Below are 18,995 nucleotides of genomic sequence, written 5' to 3'. Positions count from 1 at the left end.
TAATGTCTAAAAAAGTGTATTGTATCGCTCAGTTTTTGCCCAAGCCGGGCAAGGCGGACGAGCTGTTTAAAGTGCTGCAAAGCTTAGAGCCAAACAGCAACCGCGAAGATGGCTGCCTGCAGTATATCGTTACGCGGCAAATAGCCAGCCCGTTTGCCGAAGGCAAAAGCTTCCCCATTGCCTTCAACGAAATTTGGGCCGACTTGCCAAGCTTTGAAGCGCACTGCCAGCGCGCAGAAATAAAACACTTCTTTGAAACCTACTGTTTAGCAGAAGACGGCCTGGCAGCAGATTGGAACGTATGCATTTACAGCGACGAACCCGCCAATTTCGATGCCCCCGCGTTCGCGTAAAAATACTGCTTCAAAAACCAGACCCTGCATTGCAGGGTTTTTTGTCTCGTATAAGACTGAATATTGCATTGCAATAAATTCTTCCCTGTCATCTTCTTTCCGGTTCGCGCTGTCAACTATTATTTTAAGTTTTTCAATGACTTACTGCTGTGTTAAAATATTTTTCGTTAGATGTTTTGCTAGGCCTATATCTCAAGTTACGTCAATTGAAGAGGTTAAATATGCTTGCTCCCAGAACAATGCTTGAACAAAACCATGACCACGCTTATCTGAAGGCTGTGGAAAGTATTCAATTCAATGAAAGTGTCCTGACTGAAATACTTCGAGTGCATGAGTCTGTTGCTAAGTTCTCTGAAAACAGATTTATTGGCTTACGAAAATTGATCGAGATTTTTGGCAAAACAGAAGCAGATCCTGTGCTTGTGGTATCTCTGAGACAGTTAGTAAAACCCAGAAACAAGCTTGTGCATACTTATTGTATAGAACATTTTTTGGCGCAGTTAAATGGAATGTCGGATTACGAGCTATTCCAAAAAACTATTTATTTGATGGAACTACATTCTAAGGCTGAAGGACTTTTAACAAAATTACTCAGAGAGTTACGTAAGATATAGGAGCGCTATCCTAAAGACAGGCTTGCGCGATCTGTAGGGCTGTAGTTAGCCAAATGTAAGATTTTGCTAATTACTGCCACAACTCAGTTGTAGCCGTAGTGCTTCCGGAATTGGTGCCTTGCCGTCAGTTGCCAGTACAAATGAATAGGTGTTACTGCTTTTTAGCGTAATAGCTTCAGAGCGCAGGTGCTGCTTATTGCTATAGAGGTGGTAACTGGCAACGGCTGATTTGCAGCCACAATAGCCTATAGCTTGCAGTACAGAAATATCCGCATCCAGCAGGGTAAGATTATTGCGCTGGACTATATCTGACTTATTAATCTGTACACATTGCTGCAAGCCATTTTCAATAGCGACAGCGGGGTTATCAACGGCTGCTCCTGCGAGTAGCATCACAAATAAGCTACTAACGAACATAAGTTCCTCCATTTGTGCGCTCATTACTATTGTAGATAACTTTCAGGTTTAGCCGTTTGAGCTTTGATGTTTTTAAAAATTCTCTTAAAGCGTTAAAGAAACGCCCTTCAACTTCGATACAGCCATGGCTATAGCCCTTAGTTGAATCATGCAGGTAGAATCCGCCACGGCCAGGATTACATTTCGTCTTAGTAACTTGGTCAGCGGCTTCAAAGCGAACACGATTGTAACCCCAGTTTGCCCAATATGGCTCACAATCACCGGCAGCTTCACCACGTGGTATTTCTTGTAGCTGCCACGAAGGTTTAAGGTTGCAACGGCCGGTACCATCATCTTCAGCTAAATCACCAAGGATTAGCGGGATGTAGTAGTTTCCAGCAGGAATTGGTCCCTCGTCCGGACGGCATTGATACTGTGGATACTGATAGCTGTGCATGCCAGAGGTAGCTTTGAAAGTACCCTGACCATGCCAGCGCACTTCTTTTCCGTTAAATACCAGATCTTCCATGATGAGCCCCTTAGATATATTGTCTGTAAACAGTCAGACAGTAGCAAATACCTCACCCAATGACAAACAATAAATTTACATTAAATAAACTTAAATCTGCAGTATTAGTGCTACAAAACTTCTCAACACTACTGCGTTGATATTGCAGGTGGTGCAATTTTACGCCATGTTAGCTGTCTGCAAGCCGGACGGAGTCGTAAGATGGAAACCATTGGCCTTATTGGCGGTATGAGTTGGGCGTCGGCAATTCCTTGCGGAAATTGATTTGTTGGTGGCTAAAGCCGATGCCGTCGTACCGCTGTTTGATACCACGATGATTCAAGCCAGGGCGGCGGTTGATCTGGCGCTTGGTGCATAAGTGCTATTAGCTTTTGTTACATTTTTGCCAAGCCAATGCGGTATTGCTGTGCAACACTGGCTGAGAACTGTAACCGGAGCCATACCATGCTAAAGTTAAGCCCAAAGTTAATCAGTGTACTGCCAAGAGGACTGACACTAATTGTTGCACTACTAAACCCAGCGGCGTTGTTTGCCATTGAGACCTCACTGCAGGATGAAATTCTGCAATTGGACAAACAGCTGTTTGATGCGTTTAATCAGCGCGACATTGAAACCACTAAGGCCATGCTTGATGCCGATGTTGAGTTTTACCACGACACCGGCGGGCTGGCGGATCATCAACAAACCATCGCTAATTTAAACCGGCTGTTTGCCAATGCCGGTGACTTAAAGCGCGAGCTGGTGCCCGGTAGTACTGAGGTGTATCCGGTTAAAGACTTTGGCGCTATTCAAACCGGGCAGCACCGCTTTTGCCATACTGAAAATGGCAAGCCCGATTGCAATGTGTTTAAGTTTTTGCATATCTGGAAACAGCAAGAAGGGCGGTGGACGGTGGTACGGGTAGCAAGCTATGGCCATTAACGCCCAAAACGCCGGGAAACTGTAACAGCAATTTTGGGTTGGGCTGCGATTGTTAGTTTTATCGGCTACGTATTTTTTAAGATGACCATGCCGGAATCACAAATTTCGCGCGCATGCGCACAGCGTTAAGGTTTTCATATGGAACCATCTGTATTAGGGGCGAAATACGACAAAATTGCTCAGTGGTGGCATGACCAACATGTTGATTCCGCCTATGGTGTAAATCAGTTTCAACGAGCGGTTAAATTTGCGCGGCGCGGTGGAAAAGCCCTCGACGTAGGTTGTGGTTCTGGTGGCAGATTTGTCCGCATATTGGAAGGCAACGATTTCTCTGTTACAGGCCTTGATGTATCAAAAGAAATGATTAGGTTGGCTAGCCTAAACCACCCCAGGCACAAATTTTTGCATCAAGATATCTGCTGCTGGGAAACAGAACAGAGGTTCGATCTCATTGTTGCATGGGACAGCATTTTCCACTTACCGTTGGCTATGCAAAAACCTGTCGTTACAAAGCTGTGTCAGCTCTTAGCAGAGGGGGGCATTCTGATATATACATTTGGCAATGCTGAAGGAGAGCACACCGATCGATGGCACGATGACACGTTTTACTACAGCTCTATTGGTATTAATGAAAATGTGCAGGTACTTATAAATAATGGTTTGTCTGTTTTGCATCTTGAACTGGACCAATACCCGGAAAAGCATGTTTATACAATTGCCGCCAAGCTTTAATAAGCGTAATCACACGGATTAAATCTCCGCTGTGCTACAAGTTTTCCCGTGTTGCGGGCGTTATATTTCATGGAGGAATTCCGATGGTATTTCCATCACTGGAAACTGAGCGACTATTGCTCACAGAGCTTCAACCTGATGATGAACAAAGTATATTCAGTTTGTTTTCCAGCCCTGCTGTAGTTGAATACTACGACTTAGAAGCGTTCTGTGAACAAAGCCAGGCTGCTAATTTGATTAGCCTTTTTAAAACGCGATACGAGGAAAAGCAGGGCATCAGATGGGCTATCCGCTTGAAGGCATCAGGCCAATTGATCGGTACTTGTGGTTTTAATTCGTGGAGTAGCAAAATGCGTAATGCTGTGATTGGTTATGACCTGCTGCCTGAATTTTGGCGGCAAGGTTATTCCTTCGAAGCCGTTCACGCTATTGTAAACGCTGGTTTCTCAGGAGCGTTGGCTTGTGGCGAATTGCATCGGATCCAGGCAGATACTGTGCCTGGTAATGATGCTTCTGAACTATTGCTGCGTAAACTTGGATTTAAACAGGAAGGGATCAGGCGTGAATGCGGGTTTTGGAAAAACAAGTTCCATGATCTCAAATGCTTTGGTCTGCTACGGCCTGAGTTCGTCGCCATATGACATCCGCAAATCGATTTGGTTGGTTATTTTCCCTGCGCTTGATATTTAGGTAGCGTTAAGCGCAACGCATTAACGCTATACTGAGCGTATTGTATCTCAGGCGGTAAATCTGCAATGCCCAGATGGCTTAGCTGGTGTAGTTTTTTGCTTTTCGCAACCAGTAGCGTGCAGTTAACAAAAGCATCGGAGGCCGACACGGCTCAGCCACAGGTCATTATCTATCCTAAACCAATGCGTGATTTTACTGAAGATAATTGGTACCCGCTGCAATTGCTGAAGCTTGCACTGCGTGAAAGTAATGTTGCGCATCGTTTGCAGCCGTCTGACGATGTTTTGGTACAAAGCCGCGCGTTAAAATTACTTGAAGAGAATCAAAACATTACGCTGGCCTGGTCGATGACATCAGCTGAGCGTGAGGATAACTTACTGCCGGTACGGATCCCGATTTATAAAGGCTTATATGGCTGGCGCTTACTGCTGGTTAAGCCAGGTAGTGCTTTACTGCAAAATCCGGTATCTTCAGTCGCAGAATTAAAAAAGTATATTTTAGTGCAGGGCCATGACTGGCCTGATAATGTCCTGCTACGCTCAAATGGCTTACGGCTGGATACTGCAACGCATATTGAGTTGTTATTCAGTATGCTGCAAAAGGGCAGGGCCGATGCCTTTCCACGGTCTGTATTGGAAATCTGGTCGGAGATGGACGCTCGTCCCAATCAGTTTGCCGTAGCGCCCGGCGTAGCGCTGTATTATCCCACTGCAGTGTATTTTTTCTTCAACAAGCAAAATGCGGCGTTGGCGCAGCTGGTTGAGCAAGGGCTTAACCGTGCCATTGCCAACGGTAAATTTGACCAGCTGTTTTATCAGCACCACCGCGACGCCATTGCGCGTTCAGCGTTGTCGCAACGCACAATACTGCGGCTGCACAATGCCGCTTTGCCTGAGAACACTCCGGTTCAACGCAAAGAGTTATGGTTTAACGTATCGCCGCAAAGTAACTGACCAAAGTTCTGCGTTAAAAAGTGTGCGTAAGGAATCAACGGTGACAGATAAAAGTTAAACTGCTGAAAAGCATGAGTTCAATTTGACTCTGGCTTGCTGATTCAGAACGTATTGGGGGGAGCCATGGTGTTAGCCTATCGTCATCTTGTTTGCGCTGATTTGAAGCTCATAGAGGATTTGTCGACAATGTTCGGCGAAGCTTTCAATGATCCGGAGACTTATACCGGGAAGCGGCCTGGCGCAGATTACCTTCGGCGGCTTTTAAAAAGTGATTCGTTTATTGCCATCGTTGCGCTGGACGACAAGAAAGTGATCGGTGGTATTGCTGCCTACGAGTTAAGAAAATTCGAACAAGAACGTAGCGAGATCTACATATACGATTTGGCGGTTACTGAGCCGTATCGTCGTGCAGGAATAGCGACAGCGCTAATTGAAGAGCTGAAGAAAGTGGCAATAAAACGGGGTGCTTACGTGATCTTTGTGCAAGCTGATCAGGGGGTTGAAGACGAACCCGCCATCGCGCTGTACACAAAGCTGGGGCAGCGCGAGGATGTTCTGCACTTTGATATTCTTGTCGGCGATACTAATACATAACAAGACCTGAATATCAGTACTCTTAACCAGCTACTCTCAGTGCAACAGCTGGAATACGCCGGACAGTATTAGCAAATAACAACAAATAAACTTAAATCTGCGGTATTAGTGTTACAGAACTTCTCAACACTACTGCGTTGATATTGCAGGCGATGCGTTTTTACGCCATGTTAGCTGTCTGAGAACCGGACGGAGTCGTAAGATGAAAACCATTGGCCTTATCGGCGGTATGAGCTGGGAGTCGACTATTCCTTACTATCGCCTGCTTAACGAAGGCGTAAAACAACAGCTGGGCGGGCTGCATTCCGCCAAATGCATTTTAGTCAGCGTTGATTTTTATGACATTGAACGTATGCAACAGGCCGGCGATTGGGACGCTGCCGGCGCTGTGCTGGCAGATGCGGCGCGCTCGCTTGAAGCGGCCGGTGCCGATTTTATTGTGCTCTGTACCAACACCATGCATAAAGTGGCTGCCAGTATTGAAGCGGCAGTGGCTATTCCGCTGTTGCATATCGCCGATGCTACCGCCGCAGCGATAAAGCAGGCAGGTTGCAGCCGGGTGGGTTTGCTGGGTACCAAATTTACCATGCAGCAGCCGTTTTACCGCGAGCGGCTAAGTGAGTTACATGGCATAGAAGTGCTGCTGCCCAATGAAGCTGAACAGGACAGCCTGCATCAGATTATTTATCAGGAATTGTGTCAGGGTGTGATAAACCCCGAGTCGAAACAAGCCGTGCGCAAGATGATGGCCGGCCTTGCCTGGCAAGGTGTGGACGGCATTATTCTCGGTTGCACGGAAATTGGTTTGTTAGTGGCCAAAGCCGATGCCGCCGTGCCGCTGTTTGATACTACGGTGATTCATGCCAAGGCGGCAGTTGAGCTGGCGCTTGCCTGAAACAGGTAAAGGCTTTATGTTGGAGATAGTAAAATTTCTGACAAGGAATGTTATGTTGAAAACTCTGCTTATTGCTCTGGTTTGTCTGCTAACCGGCTATGTCTTGGGTGGCATGTTCAGCGCCGCGCGGGTATTACCATCTGATAATGAAATAACCGTAAATGCAAATACACCGCAACCGGGTTTGGCAGCGGCTAACAGTAATTTGCCGGCTAAGGTGGTTACACCGCCGCAAGTGCAAGATGAAACCGGCGCGGACAGCATTGAAGCGCTGGAGGCCAGAATTTTACAACTGGAGCAACAGTTAGCGCAGCAAAGCGAGGTCTTTGAGCAGGCATTGGCGCAACCAGCTGATACGGCTTCGGCTTTTACGCCTGCTGAGGCGAAACCGCGAATGAACACCGCCACCATTGAAGAGGTGGAAGCCGTGTTACCACAACCTTTTGCTGGCTTGGTCGCCGGCTTTAAAGGCACTTTGGTTGAGCGTTTTCATCAGCTGGAAAATGAAGCGGTGAATTATGACTGGGCGCCATTAATGGAGCAACGCATAGCCGATTTTATCAGTATGCATCAGCTTAGCGGCGGTGTGCAGTTGCAGGCTGTGCGCTGTAAAAACAGTTTGTGTGAAGTGCGCGGTTTTGAGCTGGAAGACAATAGTTGGAACCAGATTTTGAGTAATATGCAGGCGCAGCCGTGGTGGCAGTTTAATAACAGCCATTCTTCGGGTAAAACCTCAGCAGAATTTGGCCACTTTTTTTATATGCTGGCAGCCCGTGAGTTGCAAGCAGAGGAGTAACGTGACTAAGCCAAACCAGATCCTGCTGATTTACGATAAAGACTGTCCGGCCTGTAATGCCTATTGCCAGGTGGTGCGTATTCGCCAAAGCGTGGGAGAGCTAAAGCTGATTAATGCCCGTGAAGACAGCGAAACCATGCGCGCGATAACCGCACAAGGGCTGGATATTGATCAGGGTATGGTGCTGAAAATGGCCGACAGCTGCTATTACGGCAGTGACGCTATTTATATGCTGTCGCTGCTTAGCAGCCGCAGCGGGGTATTTAACCGGCTGAATTATCATCTGTTTAAATCACGCAGGGTGGCGAAATGGTTGTACCCTTTGTTGCGGGCTTGCCGCAATTTGCTGCTGAAACTGCTGCGAAAACGCAAAATTAACAACCTGGGTGTTAGCGGCAATGATCGCTTTTAACCGCCGGGCATGCAGATGAACCCGACTTATCTGGAATATGCCGCCAACGGCTTTTATTTGCTGGCGGTGTTTCTGGCTGCGCGTAACAGTATTCATACCTGGTGGCTGGGCATTATTGGCTGTGCGTTATTTTCGCTGCTGTTTTACCAGGTAAAGCTGTACGCCGAAGTACTGCTGATGCTGTTTTTTATTGTTACCAACGTTATGGGTTGGTACCAGTGGGGCAGGGCCAGTGGCATTAAGCAGGTAAGCACCACGCCATTGCTGCGGCTGGCCGGTTACGCCGCGCTGGCGCTGCTGGTGACGGCACTGTATGGCTACATGCTGCACCGCTTAACCGATGCTTACGCCCCCTTTGCCGATTCGGCCATTTTAATGTTCAGTGTTATTGCGCAGTTTTTACTGATGAACCGTAAGCTGGAAACCTGGTGGTTCTGGCTTATTGTTAATACGCTGGCGGTACCGCTGTATTTCTCCCGCGAGTTACAGCTTACCGCCATAGTGTATACCGGCTTTTGGTTTAACGCCTGCTATGGTTGGTACCTGTGGCGGCGGTTAAATGCCGCCCAACGTAGCAGCGTTTAAGCGGCGTTTAATTTGCGCCGCGTGCTAACCCGCGCTCAGTTGCGGTTGAAACTGAAAGCCCACTGCGATACGGTTCCAGGCGTTCATCGTTACTATTACCGCGCTTAAATTAACAATTTCCTGCTGGCTAAACTGCGCTGTCAGTTCGCTGTAAACATCATCAGATACCTGCTGGCTTGCCAGCAAGGTCAATGCTTCGGCCCAGCGCAGTGCCGCGCGCTCGCGGGTAGAGAAAAAAGTGGTATCTTGCCAGGCGGCCAGTACATCCAACCGTTGCTGTTGCTCACCGTCGTGGCGGGCTTCTGCAGCATGCATATGCTGGCAAAAGGCACAGCCGTTTAACTGCGATATGCGCAGGTGCAACAGATGCACCAGCGGGGCTTCAATGACCTTGCCGGCCGCTTCGCCCAGACTACTCAATGCCTTAACTAAGGCGGGTTGCAGTTTATATACCTCGTTGCGATCTATACGTGGCGTCATGTTGTGCTCCTCGTGGTGGTGGAGCCGCTATAGTGCCGCACAGCGGTTAAACAGAATTGTATTTTTGCGACAATCAGGGCGTATTAACGTTTGCAGCTTGATTTTGCTTGCGCCGGCGGTACTGGCCCGGTGTCTGGCCGGTAATGCGCTGAAACTGGTGAATAAAATGCGCCTGGTCATAAAAGCCGCTGCAAAGCGCTATATCGGTCAGGGCTTGCTGCGGATTGAGGTTAATCAGTTGTCTGGCGTGGCGCACCCGTTGCAGCAGTTTTAACTGGCCGGGGGTTAAACCAACCTGTTGCAGGAATTTACGTTCAAACTGGCGCCGGCTCAGGTTAACTGCTGCGCTTAGCGCGCTGACAGAAGGCGTTGTCAGCTGCTGATGCTGCAGCAACAGTGGCAACACTTGTTGAATATGGCTGCTTTGAGCAGCAGATTGCTGCATTTGCCGCAACAGCCATTGCTCCAGATGGTGCAACCGCGTAGCGGTAAGCTGTGTAGTGCCAAGTTGTTGTTGCAGCTGTGCAAGCGAACTAATCCCCAAATCAGCGGCATTAATGGCATCGCCCTGTAACTGCGGCATATCGTGACCCAGCAACTGAAAGGCGCCGCCGGGATAAAAGCGGATACCTATGACGTCCGGCGTGCCGGCTAATTGCATGCTGCTCAGGGTTTGGCTGCCGTCAAATTGGCATAGTGGCGGCTGGTTGGGCTGAAAATAGAAGTTCAGGCTGCTGCCGCCGTCCGGATACAGGGTTTGGCGGTAACCGCCAGTGGGCAATGTTGGCTGGCGTATTACCCAGTAACATTGCACCAGAGCAGCCAGCACAGGATGCGGCATAAATGCCTGCAAGCCCAAATGTTGCAGGTTGCCAACAGGCGCTATAGCAGGGTCGGCAATGATCGCAGGCATCAGCGTTGTTGCCTCAGGCGGAGAAAATCAGTTTATCGGCCAGCTTTTGCGGCAGCTGTTGTAAATCAGCGGCGTTATCGCTCACCACGATCACATTGGCTTTGGCCATGGCCAGCGTTAAGCCCTGATACTGCTGGTCGGAAAATTGGCTGCTGAAGGCCAGTTCGGCGTCCTTTGGCACAACAAAAACAGTGGCATAGCCGCTGGCAGTTTTGACCGCCAGATGCAGTGAGCGCACGCCCTGAAAGGTGCAGTAACGGGCGTAGATAATCTCGTCCTGCCAGTCTTGCAGGCTGGCATCAAAACTGGCCAGTTTCAGGTTTACCTCGTCCAGCGGCTGCATTTGCGCATGCTGCTGCAAATAGTCATGCTCGTGGTAGACGTGGGCCAGCGCATGGCTGCCCAGATCAGTGGCTAAGCTGCCCTGATACAGCTGTACACCCAGCACCGACACCAGCGCAATACTGGCTGCCAGCGCCAGTGGTGTAAACCAGCGCCGGCGCGGTTTGTGTTGCTGCGGAATTTGCAATAAGCGCTCGGCCAGCATTGGCGGTACCGGTACTTGCAGTGCATCTTCCAGCTCGCGCTGCTGCTGTTGCAGTTCATTGGCGAACTGTTGTAAATCAGTGTCGCGGGCCATAGCCGCCAGCAGCGCCGGATGACGGCTAAACGGGTTGGCCAGCAAGATACGGCGTAATTCTGTGTTATCCATGGCCGGACTCCCCCTGCAAAGTAAGCTGAGCGCGCAGCAAGTTGCGGGCGCGAAACAGCCGGGTATTTACGGTATTAACATTAAGCTGCAGCAAATGGGCAATTTCATCGCTGCTAAAGCCGCCCAGTGCCTGCAGCACCAGCGGTTCGCGGTATTCTTCCGGCAGTGTAGCCATGCGTTTGCGCAATAAGTCGTTGTCGCAGTCCTGCTCGGCGCTGCTTTGTCTGGTGTCGGCCAGGTTGTCTTGTTCGGCGCCATCGTCATAGTCAAACTGCTTACGTTCAAAGCGCCGTGCGTTTTCCCGCCGCAATATGGTTACCAGCCAGGCCTTGGCGGCCGCCGGGTCGAGCAGGCTGTCTAAATGCTTCCAGGCACGCAAAAAGGTGTCTTGTACTAAATCCTGCGCAATATCCGGGTCTTTGCACAACCAATAACCGTAGCGGTACAGATTTGCATGGTAATGCTGCACCAGTTGCTCGTAGCGCTTGGTTTTACTGTCGCTTAGCTGGAATACTGCGACGTTAGCAGCGGGCTTGCTGTCAACGTCCGGGGTGTCAGCGGAGGCAGTGTGAGATTGCTCTGGCATAGAAGTGCTGTTAATCGCTGCTGAGTTGAGCGCCAGCCTGGCATGATTTTGCCGGCTTGGCAAAAAATGAATGCTGGCCATTAGCGTTGTCCTGCACTGTAGCGGCGGCTGAGGTAATGATCAATGCTGGTATAGCGGCCACCGCCGCTGAAAAATAAGCTTAGCAACATAACAAAATAGGTTGCCGCGAATTCAATACCGTTATTTAAAATAACAATATTGCCGTTGCCGGTTAGCCAATCATAATTACCGTGTTGTTGCAGCAGGCTTTTGGCTGCATCAAGTTGTGTGGCCGAATTCAGTACCCGCTCGTTCGCTAACCAACTGCTGCTGTCGGCTATCGCCAGCCAACCATTGGGCCAGTGCACAGCAAAAATCGCCACCAGCATGGTAACCAGCAGCGGTATACTGACCAGCCGTGTAAACAGCCCCAACAGTAAAAACAGTGCGCCCAGGGTTTCCGCAGCGATGGCCAGCACAGCCAGCAGCGCCGGTGCCGGTAAACCTAAGCCCCAGTCGGCATTGCCAAACCAGGCAACGGTATTATCAAAATGGCGGTATTTATTCCAACCGGCCTGCAACAGCACCGGCGCAAGGTATAAACGCAATAACAGCGGTGCCAGCCCTGACAACTGCTGGCTGTGTGTAATAAGGCGATGGTAAAAACTAACAACGGCTGGCATAGACCCGGCTCATATAGCTACTGACTAGCCTATTAGAACGGCCGGCCGGCGGGAATATTTCAGCACGGCGCTAATTTTGCCGGGCAGTAAGTGTGAAATTGAACGGGAAGGAGAGGCGGCTTAGGGAATGCTAAGCCATTTAATGTACGCGATACAGGCGGCAAAAGAAGTCAATTACGGCATCGGCATCCAGGTTAGCGAAGCGCACTTTACGTTTGTCTACTATGGCAGCGCCGAGGGTTTTCAGCGTGTGCTCCAGCGGCAAGCCGGCAGGGCGCTCTAATTGGTGATCAGCAAATAAAAAGTTCAGCGCGGCACCGGTATAAGACTTACCCGGCGTTAAAGACACTAACTCTAGCTCCTGCAGGCGTACGCCCAGGTTGCGGATTTTCTGTAAGCGGTTAGTCTCGTTCATAATGTGCCCCGTGTCCTGTTTGCTTGATACACACTGTAACGGCAAGGCCGGAGAATTCTTTAGCGAAACAATGAAATTGACCAGCACAGCAGGGCGGCTTTTTGCTAGTATAGCCGCTATAACAGCTGGTTAAGCTAAGGTACTACATGACCGCACACCTACATCCTCTGGCACTGACGATACAACAACTGGGCCCGCATCTGGACAGCAAGCTGCTTAAACAAGCACTGGACGTAAAGCAATTGATCCCGGCCTTTATCGGCCAGGAGCGGGCCAAATCGGCACTGGCGTTTGCTATCGGCATGGATATGCCGGGGTACAACCTGTACGTAATGGGTGAGCCGGCGCTGGGCCGCTTTACCCTGGTGCAGGACATACTGCAGCAAGCCGCCAGTGAAAAAGCCACGCCGGAAGAATGGTGTTACCTGAACAACTTTGACGACGAGCGGGTGCCGGGAACCTTGCGGCTGCTGCCGGGTGAAGGCAAAGTGCTGGTGAAGAAGATTGAAGGCCTGATTGACGAGTTGCTGGACACCTTTCCGGCGGCTTTTGATAACCCGGGCTATCAGCGCAAGAAAAAAGCCATCGCCCGCGCCTTTGACGACAAATACGAGCATGCGATAGAGCTGGTAGAGAGCAAGGCGCTGGAAAAAAATGTTGTACTGTATGAAGAAAACGGCGCGGTGAGCTTTTCGCCGATTATCGACGGCAAGCCACTGGACGACCAGGAGTTTTCTAAACTGACCGAAGAGCAACGCCAGTATTTCTACGGCCTGGTCAGCGAGCTGGAAACCATCTTAAATGAGCAATTACTGGAGCTGCCGCAGTGGAAACGCGAGCTGTCGGAAAGCTTACGGGCGCTGCGTAAAGACACCATAGAGCAGGCGATTAAACCGCTGTTAAAACAGCTGGAGCATGATTACGCCGCCGAGCTTGGCGTGCAGCGTTACATCCGCGAAATGCGCAACCACCTGGTAAAAGCCGTGCTGGAGCTGATGCCGGACGAGTCTGAAGCAGAGAAGCAGGAAGAAGCCGATAACCGTGAAATTTTTATTGAAGAATTTGTCCCTAACGTGCTGGTGCATTACGAGAGCATGTCCGGCGCGCCAATAGTGTTTGAGCCTAACCCCAGCTACGGCAACCTGTTTGGCCGGGTGGAGTACAACTCCAGCAGTGGTAACTTATACACCAACTACCGCATGATCCGCCCGGGCGCGCTGCACCGTGCCAATGGCGGCTATTTAATTCTCGACGCCGACCGCCTGCTGACACAACCGCAGCTGTGGGATGCACTGAAGCTGGCGCTGAAATCCGGCGAGCTGCTGATTGATACCTTATCTGAGCATGCGGTAACCAATTCCACCATTATTACCCCCAAAGCCATACCACTGAATGTCAAAGTGGTGCTGCTGGGCTCGCGCGACTTGTATTACCTGATCCAGGACGTAGACGACGAATTTAACGAGCTGTTTCGGGTATTGGCCGATTTTGAACATTATTTGCCGTATAACGAACAAACCGTGACTTATATGGCGATGCAAATTCGCGAGCAAATGCGCTTGTTAAACGTTAACGAGTTAACCCAGGCCGGTTTTAAACAATTGCTGACCTTTAGTTTTCGCCAGGCAGAGCACCAGCGTAAGTTGTCGGCGCGCTTTGCTGATGTACTGGAATTAGTGCGCGAAGCCTGTTTTTACGCCGGCCAGCAGCACAGCGACAGCCTGGGGGCTGAGCATATCCAGCAGGCATTAAAAGGCAAACAACACCGTACCGGCCGTATTAGCGAAGGCTTTTTGGAAGATATTCAGGAAGGCCAGATTTTAATTGATACCGACGGCCTGGCCGTGGGTAAAGTAAACGGCTTAACGGTGCTGGAAATCGGCGATACCGCCTTTGGTACCCCGGCACGCATTAGCGCTACGGTGTTTGCCGGCAGTAGCGGTGTTATTGATATAGAGCGCGAAGTTGAACTGGGCAAAGCCATTCACTCCAAGGGCGTGTTGTTGCTAACCGGTTACCTGGGGGCGAAATATGCGCGGGAATTCCCGCTGACGTTATCGGCCAATATTGCCATGGAGCAAAGCTATGGTCATATCGACGGCGACAGCGCCTCGTTGGCTGAAGTGTGTGCGCTGTTATCGGCGATTACCGACATACCCATTAAGCAAAGCCTGGCAGTGACCGGCTCAATTAACCAACATGGCCAGGTACAGGCTATTGGTGGCGTAAACGAGAAAATAGAAGGTTACTTCCGCTTGTGCCAAAGCCGTGGCTTAACCGGCGAGCAGGGTGTGATTATTCCGGCCAGCAACCAGCTTAACCTGGTGTTGAATGACGAAGTAATTAACGCCGTGAAGCAGCACAAGTTTCATATCTACGTAGTAAAAACAGTGGATGAAGCTTTAACGCTGCTTACCGGTGTAGAAGCCGGCGAGAAAAGCAGCCGTGGCCAGTATCCGAAAAAGTCGGTTAACGGCCGTGCGCTGGTGCGGTTAGCGAAAATTGCCGAAATAGTAAACGGCGCCATGGATGAGGATTAGGCTACAGCGCAGTAAAGGCCGGGTGATACTCTACGCGGCCGCTTTTGCCCTTCAGCACACCTGGTATTAACTCCAACAGCATAAAAGTGTTATCCGGCACCTGCCACGGGCAGCTGATGTTAAAACGGCTGGCCGGGGTAAAGCCAAAACGCGGGTAATAACCCGGATGGCCCAGTACCACCACTGCGGCAACGCCTTGTTTATTGCATTGCTCCAACCCGGCCCGCACCAGGGCAGAGCCTATACCCTGATGTTGCAATACATTACTTACCGCCATGGGTGCCAGTGCCATTATTTTGCAGTCCGGGGCCTTATCCAGGCTTGCCGGTGAAAACAAAATATGGCCCACTACTTCGCCATGCTGCTCTGCTACTAAGGCGATATAATCCTCAGCCTGGCAGCGCAGTGTGGCTATCAGGTTTGCTTCGGCATCATTATTAAAGGCAGTGTGGGTAAGGCGGGCTATTGCCGCGTAGTCGGCCGGAGTTTCGGGCCGTACAGTGGTGTCATAGCCCAGTGCATGCCAGGTGCTGTTGCGGCGGCGCTGCAAAGTGCGGCTGATATTGTGCAGTAAAGTCATGGCAAAGGCCGACTGACGCTCAGGTGGCTTTAGTCTACCGGACTTAGCTGTGTTCTCAAGTTAAATGTTAACAAAAAGCCGGCTTGATGCCGGCTTTTTTAATCGTTACGGCTTAACCGCACTTTCTCGGGCCGCCTTTACAGCTGCCGCCGGTGTCTCCGCCAGTATCGCCGCCGCCAGTGTCACCACCAGAGCCGGCACAGCCATTGGCAGTCAGATAGTCATATGCTGCTTTGGCTTTAACGATGCCATAGCCGAAGTACACATCTTTGCCCGCCGCCCCGGCGTCTTGTGCCGTGGCTTTTAACGCATTGCGTATTTCCGTACCGCTACAGCTTGGGAAGTTAGACCATACCAGAGCTGCTACACCCGCTACTGCCGGCGTTGCCATTGAGGTGCCGCTCATGTAGCCATAGTCGCTGCTTTCAATGGTAACTGACATTGTGCCGGCCGCCAGCAGGGCAGAGCGATCTTCCTGCGCCGCACCTACTGCAGGGATAGAGGTAGTGTTGGCCGAACCTTCACCTAAGGTAGCGTAAAGCATGCCTGGTTCGTTATTGATAATAACTGCACCGATACCGCCTGAGTTTTCGCAGTTTTTCACCTTGTCGTGAAATGAGATAGTGCCACGGTCAATTACGCAGACTTTACCGGCTGCGCCGCTGTCAGTTGCTGTAGCCAGCCCCATAAAATAGGTATTGCCTGCAGCTGAACCGGCGTTTTCCATTGCTGAAGAGGCAAAAGCCGTACTGCCGGCATACAGTGATGCCGAGGTTGCGCCATCAGCAGGATAGGTAGACAGAGTGTCAACACCGCCGGCTGTTACTTCAACACAGATGGTTTCATCGTTCGTTGCATTTTTACCCTTGCCGCTGGCACAGCTTGGGAATTGGGAGAAGTCGGCAATGGCGTTATTGGCATCGTTAGCACCAATCATCATCACTGATGGGTAACCGGCAGGGTATGAACGTACGTTGTTGCCATCGTTACCGGCTGCAGCCAGCACTAAGCCACCGTTGTTAGTGAACGTAGCAAAGGCATTAGACTCTGTGCTGTTCGCACCGCCACCACCTAAGCTCATGGTAATGATATTGGCACCGGCAGCAGTACATTTTTGTGCGGCATACGCCAGATCAGATGAATAGCCCCAACCTTCAGCATTAAATACTTTGATAATGTGCATAGCCACACCCGGTGCCATACCCACTACACCGACGCCGTTATCGGCGGCGCCAACAGTGCCGGCAACGTGAGTGCCGTGCGGGCCACCGGCAACATCCCAGCTGCCGGTGCCGGAGTCGTTATCACCAGTGATATTGCCCCAGTCGAAATCGATATTTGAACGGTCCAGGCCGGAGTCGATAACACAAACTTTCATGCCGGCACCTAAGTTCAATGCCACCTGGTTGGCTTGCGACTGATACACCGCATAAGGTGTTAATTGGCTGGCCATCGGGTTGCCTGCATCGTCGTTGTAGATCGCCAGTGGCTTACGCAGAGCGTCTTCTTCAACCAGCTTGATGTGCGGATTGTTTAACAGGCCTTTGATTTCACTTAATGATTTACCGCTGAACTGTGCAGCGATAAAGCCATCGGCATCAACTTTAACATCGCCGCCCAGCTGTTTCGCCAGCGCTTTAACCACGCCTTTTTTGCTGTTATCAAGCTGGATAATGACGCGGTCTGATGCAGTTGCGGCAGCGGTGAACCCCATTGCCAGCAGGGTAGCAGTAGCAATCGTGGATAATTTATTATATTTCATTAATTTACTTCCTCTGGATGTTGCATTAATCAGTCGTTGTTGCTGATTTTACTTGTTACTGGTCGCGCTCTGTCGGCGCTTTATCGCATTGCTGTTTTATTCAGCAAGGTAAATGTTGTGCCACAGAGGAATTTATATTGCAACGACAACGGCAAAGTTCCCGAAAAGCCCTGATTTATGTGATTTTTGTGAAATTAGTTAACTAAATAAATGTTACAAAGTGTAATCAGGCTGATTTTTCGCAGGTGTACAGACTTAAATAAATATAGAGCTGCAGATGTTTGGGTGGCTATAGTGGGCGATTAGTCACGGGCAAAGCGGCGCTTTAACCAGCAGCCGGCAAGCGACAGGCCGCATAATAGTGCCAGCGGCCAATCACCAAAGCGGGCATAAGGCGTTTGGCCCCGGGTTAAGCGCATGGTGTCCTGCAGCACCGCCTCTGTAAATTGCGGCGCTCTGGCGCTGATGCTGCCGTTGGCATCAACAGTAGCCGTAACGCCGTTATTGGTGGCACGCAGCAGCGGCCGGCCAAATTCCAGCGCGCGCATCTGTGCTATTTGCAAATGTTGCTGCGGGCCTATGCTGTCGCCAAACCAGGCGTCGTTGCTTACCGTTAGCAGCAACTGAGTGTCGGCGGTCATATTGGCGCTTATTTGCGCAGGGAAGGCGATTTCAAAGCAAATAGCCGGTAGCAGGTGATAGCCGTTGGCAACCAGGTTTGGTTGTACATAGGCGCCACGGCTAAACGAGCTCATCGGCAGATCAAAAATCGGTGCCAGTTGGCGCAGCCAGCTCTCGAACGGCACAAATTCACCAATCGGCAGCAAGTGGTGCTTGCTGTAACGGTTGCCGTGGCCGTAGAAATAATCGCCGTCGGTCGAATTCGGTTGGCGTTTACCCAGCACGATCAGGTTATTCCAGGCTTGCTGGGTTTTAAAGTTGTAATCTAAAATGCCGCTGATCACTGCAGTGTCGGCGTACAGCGCGGCGCGGTTCAGGTTTTCCAGGTAGCCCTCTGCCAGTGGTTCCAACTGCGGAATTGCGGCTTCAGGCCAAATAACTAAATCAGTTTGAAAATGCGGCCGTGTCAGGTCCATATACTTCAGCATGGTGGGCCATTCCTGCTCCGGTGCCCAGCGTAAATCCTGCTTAATATTGCCCTGCACCAGCACCACGTCTAAAGTTTCGTCGCTGTATTGCCAGCCTTTTAGCGCACTAAGTTGCGGTGCAATGGCAAATAACAGCCCGGCGATAACCAGGTAGCCATAGCGGCTGAGGGCATGCTGTGGACGAAACAGCTGCACCAGCGCAGCGGCGGCAAACACCAGTAAAAAGCTGATACCGGTTTCACCGATTAGCGGCGCAAAGTCGCTAAGCCCATGCTCTGTTTGGCTGTAGCCCATAGACAGCCAGGGAAAGCCGGTTAGCAGCACGCTGCGTAGCCATTCGCTGAAGGTCCAGCAGGCAGCAAATAACAGCGGGGTAAATGCAGGGCTGCGCAGTTTAGCGCTAAGCCAGCCGGCCAGTGCCGGAAACAACGCCAGATAGCCCACCAGCAGCGCCATTAAGCCTAAACTGCCGGCCAGCGGTAAACCGCCGAATTGCGCTATGCTGACATGCACCCAGCTGATACCAACACCAAACCAGCCTACGCCATAGCTAAAGCCGAGTAAGGCAGCTTGCCTGGCCGATGTGGCGCGCTGCAACAACAACACCAGCAAAGCCACGCTCAGCAGTGGTAACCACCATAAGGTGTATGGAGCAAAGGCTAAAGTGGTAACGCCACCGGCTGCAAGCAGCAGCAGGTGGGGCAGGCTTAGTTTAGCAAGGCGCTTTACGGCAGCGGGCAAGATG

The 18,995-nt window shown here is 50.7% G+C and carries 23 protein-coding genes; 12 read left to right on the top strand and 11 right to left on the bottom strand.

Annotated elements, in window-relative coordinates; translation table 11 throughout:
• The first annotated feature begins 2 nt into the window (after positions 1 to 2).
• Both Q8O77_RS15490 and Q8O77_RS15485 read left to right on the top strand, forming a co-directional pair.
• Positions 3 to 353 carry a putative quinol monooxygenase gene (locus tag Q8O77_RS15490; RefSeq protein ID WP_305555156.1) on the top strand — a complete coding sequence of 117 codons (351 nt, stop codon included), beginning with the start codon at positions 3 to 5 and terminating at the stop codon, positions 351 to 353.
• A 221-nt stretch (positions 354 to 574) separates the two neighbouring features.
• A complete protein-coding gene (locus Q8O77_RS15485; protein ID WP_305555153.1) occupies positions 575 to 967 on the top strand; it encodes a hypothetical protein in 393 nt (130 codons plus the stop codon).
• A 66-nt stretch (positions 968 to 1,033) separates the two neighbouring features.
• Here the strand turns inward: Q8O77_RS15485 and Q8O77_RS15480 are convergent, their stop codons facing one another.
• Both Q8O77_RS15480 and Q8O77_RS15475 read right to left on the bottom strand, forming a co-directional pair.
• Positions 1,034 to 1,384, bottom strand: coding sequence for a DUF2195 family protein (locus tag Q8O77_RS15480; protein WP_305555150.1), 351 nt, complete (start codon positions 1,382 to 1,384; stop codon positions 1,034 to 1,036).
• Positions 1,374 to 1,892 (bottom strand): tlde1 domain-containing protein, encoded by a 519-nt coding sequence (locus Q8O77_RS15475; protein WP_305555147.1) that lies wholly within the window; start codon positions 1,890 to 1,892, stop codon positions 1,374 to 1,376. The genes Q8O77_RS15480 and Q8O77_RS15475 overlap by 11 nt, the downstream gene beginning before the upstream one ends.
• 444 nt (positions 1,893 to 2,336) lie before the next feature.
• Between Q8O77_RS15475 and Q8O77_RS15470 the strand changes: the two genes are divergently transcribed.
• The 9 genes from Q8O77_RS15470 (at position 2,337) to pnuC (ending at position 8,470) form a co-directional block, all read left to right on the top strand.
• Positions 2,337 to 2,813 (top strand): nuclear transport factor 2 family protein, encoded by a 477-nt coding sequence (locus Q8O77_RS15470; protein ID WP_305555144.1) that lies wholly within the window; start codon positions 2,337 to 2,339, stop codon positions 2,811 to 2,813.
• Between the two features lie 138 nt (positions 2,814 to 2,951).
• The gene (locus Q8O77_RS15465) at positions 2,952 to 3,545 is read left to right on the top strand and encodes a trans-aconitate 2-methyltransferase (protein ID WP_305555141.1); all 594 of its coding nucleotides are present in this window, start codon (positions 2,952 to 2,954) and stop codon (positions 3,543 to 3,545) included.
• Between the two features lie 83 nt (positions 3,546 to 3,628).
• A complete protein-coding gene (locus Q8O77_RS15460) occupies positions 3,629 to 4,186 on the top strand; it encodes a GNAT family N-acetyltransferase (protein ID WP_305555138.1) in 558 nt (185 codons plus the stop codon).
• Between the two features lie 165 nt (positions 4,187 to 4,351).
• Entirely contained in the window at positions 4,352 to 5,188 is an 837-nt protein-coding gene (locus tag Q8O77_RS15455) for an ABC transporter substrate-binding protein (RefSeq protein WP_305555135.1), read from the top strand.
• 123 nt (positions 5,189 to 5,311) lie between these two features.
• Complete coding sequence (locus Q8O77_RS15450) at positions 5,312 to 5,782, top strand: AAC(3)-I family aminoglycoside N-acetyltransferase (protein ID WP_305555132.1); 471 nt, start codon at positions 5,312 to 5,314, stop codon at positions 5,780 to 5,782.
• A gap of 202 nt (positions 5,783 to 5,984) precedes the next feature.
• Positions 5,985 to 6,677 carry an aspartate/glutamate racemase family protein gene (locus tag Q8O77_RS15445; RefSeq protein WP_305555129.1) on the top strand — a complete coding sequence of 231 codons (693 nt, stop codon included), beginning with the start codon at positions 5,985 to 5,987 and terminating at the stop codon, positions 6,675 to 6,677.
• Positions 6,678 to 6,729: 52 nt separating this feature from the next.
• Positions 6,730 to 7,473, top strand: coding sequence for a hypothetical protein (locus Q8O77_RS15440; RefSeq protein WP_305555127.1), 744 nt, complete (start codon positions 6,730 to 6,732; stop codon positions 7,471 to 7,473).
• Between the two features lies 1 nt (position 7,474).
• Positions 7,475 to 7,885 carry a DCC1-like thiol-disulfide oxidoreductase family protein gene (locus tag Q8O77_RS15435; RefSeq protein ID WP_305555125.1) on the top strand — a complete coding sequence of 137 codons (411 nt, stop codon included), beginning with the start codon at positions 7,475 to 7,477 and terminating at the stop codon, positions 7,883 to 7,885.
• Positions 7,886 to 7,900: 15 nt separating this feature from the next.
• A complete protein-coding gene (gene pnuC / locus Q8O77_RS15430) occupies positions 7,901 to 8,470 on the top strand; it encodes a nicotinamide riboside transporter PnuC (RefSeq protein ID WP_305555122.1) in 570 nt (189 codons plus the stop codon).
• Positions 8,471 to 8,494: 24 nt separating this feature from the next.
• On the opposite strand, the gene Q8O77_RS15425 is transcribed toward pnuC, so the two are convergent.
• The 6 genes from Q8O77_RS15425 to Q8O77_RS15400 form a co-directional block, all read right to left on the bottom strand.
• Complete coding sequence (locus Q8O77_RS15425; protein WP_305555119.1) at positions 8,495 to 8,950, bottom strand: carboxymuconolactone decarboxylase family protein; 456 nt, start codon at positions 8,948 to 8,950, stop codon at positions 8,495 to 8,497.
• Between the two features lie 73 nt (positions 8,951 to 9,023).
• The gene (locus Q8O77_RS15420; RefSeq protein ID WP_305555116.1) at positions 9,024 to 9,863 is read right to left on the bottom strand and encodes an AraC family transcriptional regulator; all 840 of its coding nucleotides are present in this window, start codon (positions 9,861 to 9,863) and stop codon (positions 9,024 to 9,026) included.
• Between the two features lie 13 nt (positions 9,864 to 9,876).
• Positions 9,877 to 10,575 (bottom strand): DUF3379 family protein, encoded by a 699-nt coding sequence (locus Q8O77_RS15415; RefSeq protein ID WP_305555113.1) that lies wholly within the window; start codon positions 10,573 to 10,575, stop codon positions 9,877 to 9,879.
• Positions 10,568 to 11,242, bottom strand: a complete 675-nt coding sequence (locus Q8O77_RS15410; RefSeq protein WP_305555110.1) for a sigma-70 family RNA polymerase sigma factor — start codon at positions 11,240 to 11,242, stop codon at positions 10,568 to 10,570. The genes Q8O77_RS15415 and Q8O77_RS15410 overlap by 8 nt, the downstream gene beginning before the upstream one ends.
• Positions 11,242 to 11,844 (bottom strand): DoxX family protein, encoded by a 603-nt coding sequence (locus tag Q8O77_RS15405; protein ID WP_305555107.1) that lies wholly within the window; start codon positions 11,842 to 11,844, stop codon positions 11,242 to 11,244. Before Q8O77_RS15405 ends, Q8O77_RS15410 begins: the two co-directional genes overlap by 1 nt.
• Before the next feature lie 139 nt (positions 11,845 to 11,983).
• The gene (locus tag Q8O77_RS15400) at positions 11,984 to 12,259 is read right to left on the bottom strand and encodes a hypothetical protein (protein ID WP_305555104.1); all 276 of its coding nucleotides are present in this window, start codon (positions 12,257 to 12,259) and stop codon (positions 11,984 to 11,986) included.
• 146 nt (positions 12,260 to 12,405) lie between these two features.
• Here Q8O77_RS15400 and Q8O77_RS15395 point away from each other — a divergent pair, with 146 nt between their 5' ends.
• Complete coding sequence (locus Q8O77_RS15395) at positions 12,406 to 14,799, top strand: Lon protease family protein (RefSeq protein ID WP_305555101.1); 2,394 nt, start codon at positions 12,406 to 12,408, stop codon at positions 14,797 to 14,799.
• Position 14,800: 1 nt separating this feature from the next.
• On the opposite strand, the gene Q8O77_RS15390 is transcribed toward Q8O77_RS15395, so the two are convergent.
• From Q8O77_RS15390 to lnt, 3 genes are all read right to left on the bottom strand, one after another.
• Positions 14,801 to 15,379, bottom strand: a complete 579-nt coding sequence (locus tag Q8O77_RS15390; RefSeq protein WP_305555098.1) for a GNAT family N-acetyltransferase — start codon at positions 15,377 to 15,379, stop codon at positions 14,801 to 14,803.
• Between the two features lie 112 nt (positions 15,380 to 15,491).
• A complete protein-coding gene (locus tag Q8O77_RS15385) occupies positions 15,492 to 17,141 on the bottom strand; it encodes a S8 family serine peptidase (protein ID WP_305555095.1) in 1,650 nt (549 codons plus the stop codon).
• Between the two features lie 302 nt (positions 17,142 to 17,443).
• Positions 17,444 to 18,991, bottom strand: a complete 1,548-nt coding sequence (gene lnt, locus Q8O77_RS15380; protein WP_305555091.1) for an apolipoprotein N-acyltransferase — start codon at positions 18,989 to 18,991, stop codon at positions 17,444 to 17,446.
• Positions 18,992 to 18,995: the final 4 nt, after the last annotated feature.

It is taken from the genome of Rheinheimera sp. (assembly GCF_030690345.1).
Lineage (GTDB): Bacteria > Pseudomonadota > Gammaproteobacteria > Enterobacterales > Alteromonadaceae > Alishewanella.
The sequence above is the reverse complement of the archived record's forward strand: the minus strand, read 5'-3'. Positions and strand labels throughout refer to the sequence as shown.

What these genes read in the sequence shown, in the direction of transcription:
- Q8O77_RS15485 (WP_305555153.1), top strand. Translation starts at nt 575, where the DNA reads ATGCTTGCTCCCAGAACAATGCTTGAACAAAACCATGACCACGCTTAT.
- Q8O77_RS15490 (WP_305555156.1), top strand. Translation starts at nt 3, where the DNA reads ATGTCTAAAAAAGTGTATTGTATCGCTCAGTTTTTGCCCAAGCCGGGC.
- Q8O77_RS15460 (WP_305555138.1), top strand. Translation starts at nt 3,629, where the DNA reads ATGGTATTTCCATCACTGGAAACTGAGCGACTATTGCTCACAGAGCTT.
- Q8O77_RS15465 (WP_305555141.1), top strand. Translation starts at nt 2,952, where the DNA reads ATGGAACCATCTGTATTAGGGGCGAAATACGACAAAATTGCTCAGTGG.
- Q8O77_RS15450 (WP_305555132.1), top strand. Translation starts at nt 5,312, where the DNA reads ATGGTGTTAGCCTATCGTCATCTTGTTTGCGCTGATTTGAAGCTCATA.
- Q8O77_RS15395 (WP_305555101.1), top strand. Translation starts at nt 12,406, where the DNA reads ATGACCGCACACCTACATCCTCTGGCACTGACGATACAACAACTGGGC.
- Q8O77_RS15385 (WP_305555095.1), bottom strand. Translation starts at nt 17,141, where the DNA reads ATGAAATATAATAAATTATCCACGATTGCTACTGCTACCCTGCTGGCA.
- Q8O77_RS15475 (WP_305555147.1), bottom strand. Translation starts at nt 1,892, where the DNA reads ATGGAAGATCTGGTATTTAACGGAAAAGAAGTGCGCTGGCATGGTCAG.
- Q8O77_RS15470 (WP_305555144.1), top strand. Translation starts at nt 2,337, where the DNA reads ATGCTAAAGTTAAGCCCAAAGTTAATCAGTGTACTGCCAAGAGGACTG.
- Q8O77_RS15410 (WP_305555110.1), bottom strand. Translation starts at nt 11,242, where the DNA reads ATGGCCAGCATTCATTTTTTGCCAAGCCGGCAAAATCATGCCAGGCTG.
- Q8O77_RS15480 (WP_305555150.1), bottom strand. Translation starts at nt 1,384, where the DNA reads ATGTTCGTTAGTAGCTTATTTGTGATGCTACTCGCAGGAGCAGCCGTT.
- Q8O77_RS15420 (WP_305555116.1), bottom strand. Translation starts at nt 9,863, where the DNA reads ATGCCTGCGATCATTGCCGACCCTGCTATAGCGCCTGTTGGCAACCTG.
- Q8O77_RS15445 (WP_305555129.1), top strand. Translation starts at nt 5,985, where the DNA reads ATGAAAACCATTGGCCTTATCGGCGGTATGAGCTGGGAGTCGACTATT.
- Q8O77_RS15400 (WP_305555104.1), bottom strand. Translation starts at nt 12,259, where the DNA reads ATGAACGAGACTAACCGCTTACAGAAAATCCGCAACCTGGGCGTACGC.
- Q8O77_RS15425 (WP_305555119.1), bottom strand. Translation starts at nt 8,950, where the DNA reads ATGACGCCACGTATAGATCGCAACGAGGTATATAAACTGCAACCCGCC.
- Q8O77_RS15390 (WP_305555098.1), bottom strand. Translation starts at nt 15,379, where the DNA reads ATGACTTTACTGCACAATATCAGCCGCACTTTGCAGCGCCGCCGCAAC.
- Q8O77_RS15440 (WP_305555127.1), top strand. Translation starts at nt 6,730, where the DNA reads ATGTTGAAAACTCTGCTTATTGCTCTGGTTTGTCTGCTAACCGGCTAT.
- pnuC (WP_305555122.1), top strand. Translation starts at nt 7,901, where the DNA reads ATGAACCCGACTTATCTGGAATATGCCGCCAACGGCTTTTATTTGCTG.
- Q8O77_RS15415 (WP_305555113.1), bottom strand. Translation starts at nt 10,575, where the DNA reads ATGGATAACACAGAATTACGCCGTATCTTGCTGGCCAACCCGTTTAGC.
- Q8O77_RS15405 (WP_305555107.1), bottom strand. Translation starts at nt 11,844, where the DNA reads ATGCCAGCCGTTGTTAGTTTTTACCATCGCCTTATTACACACAGCCAG.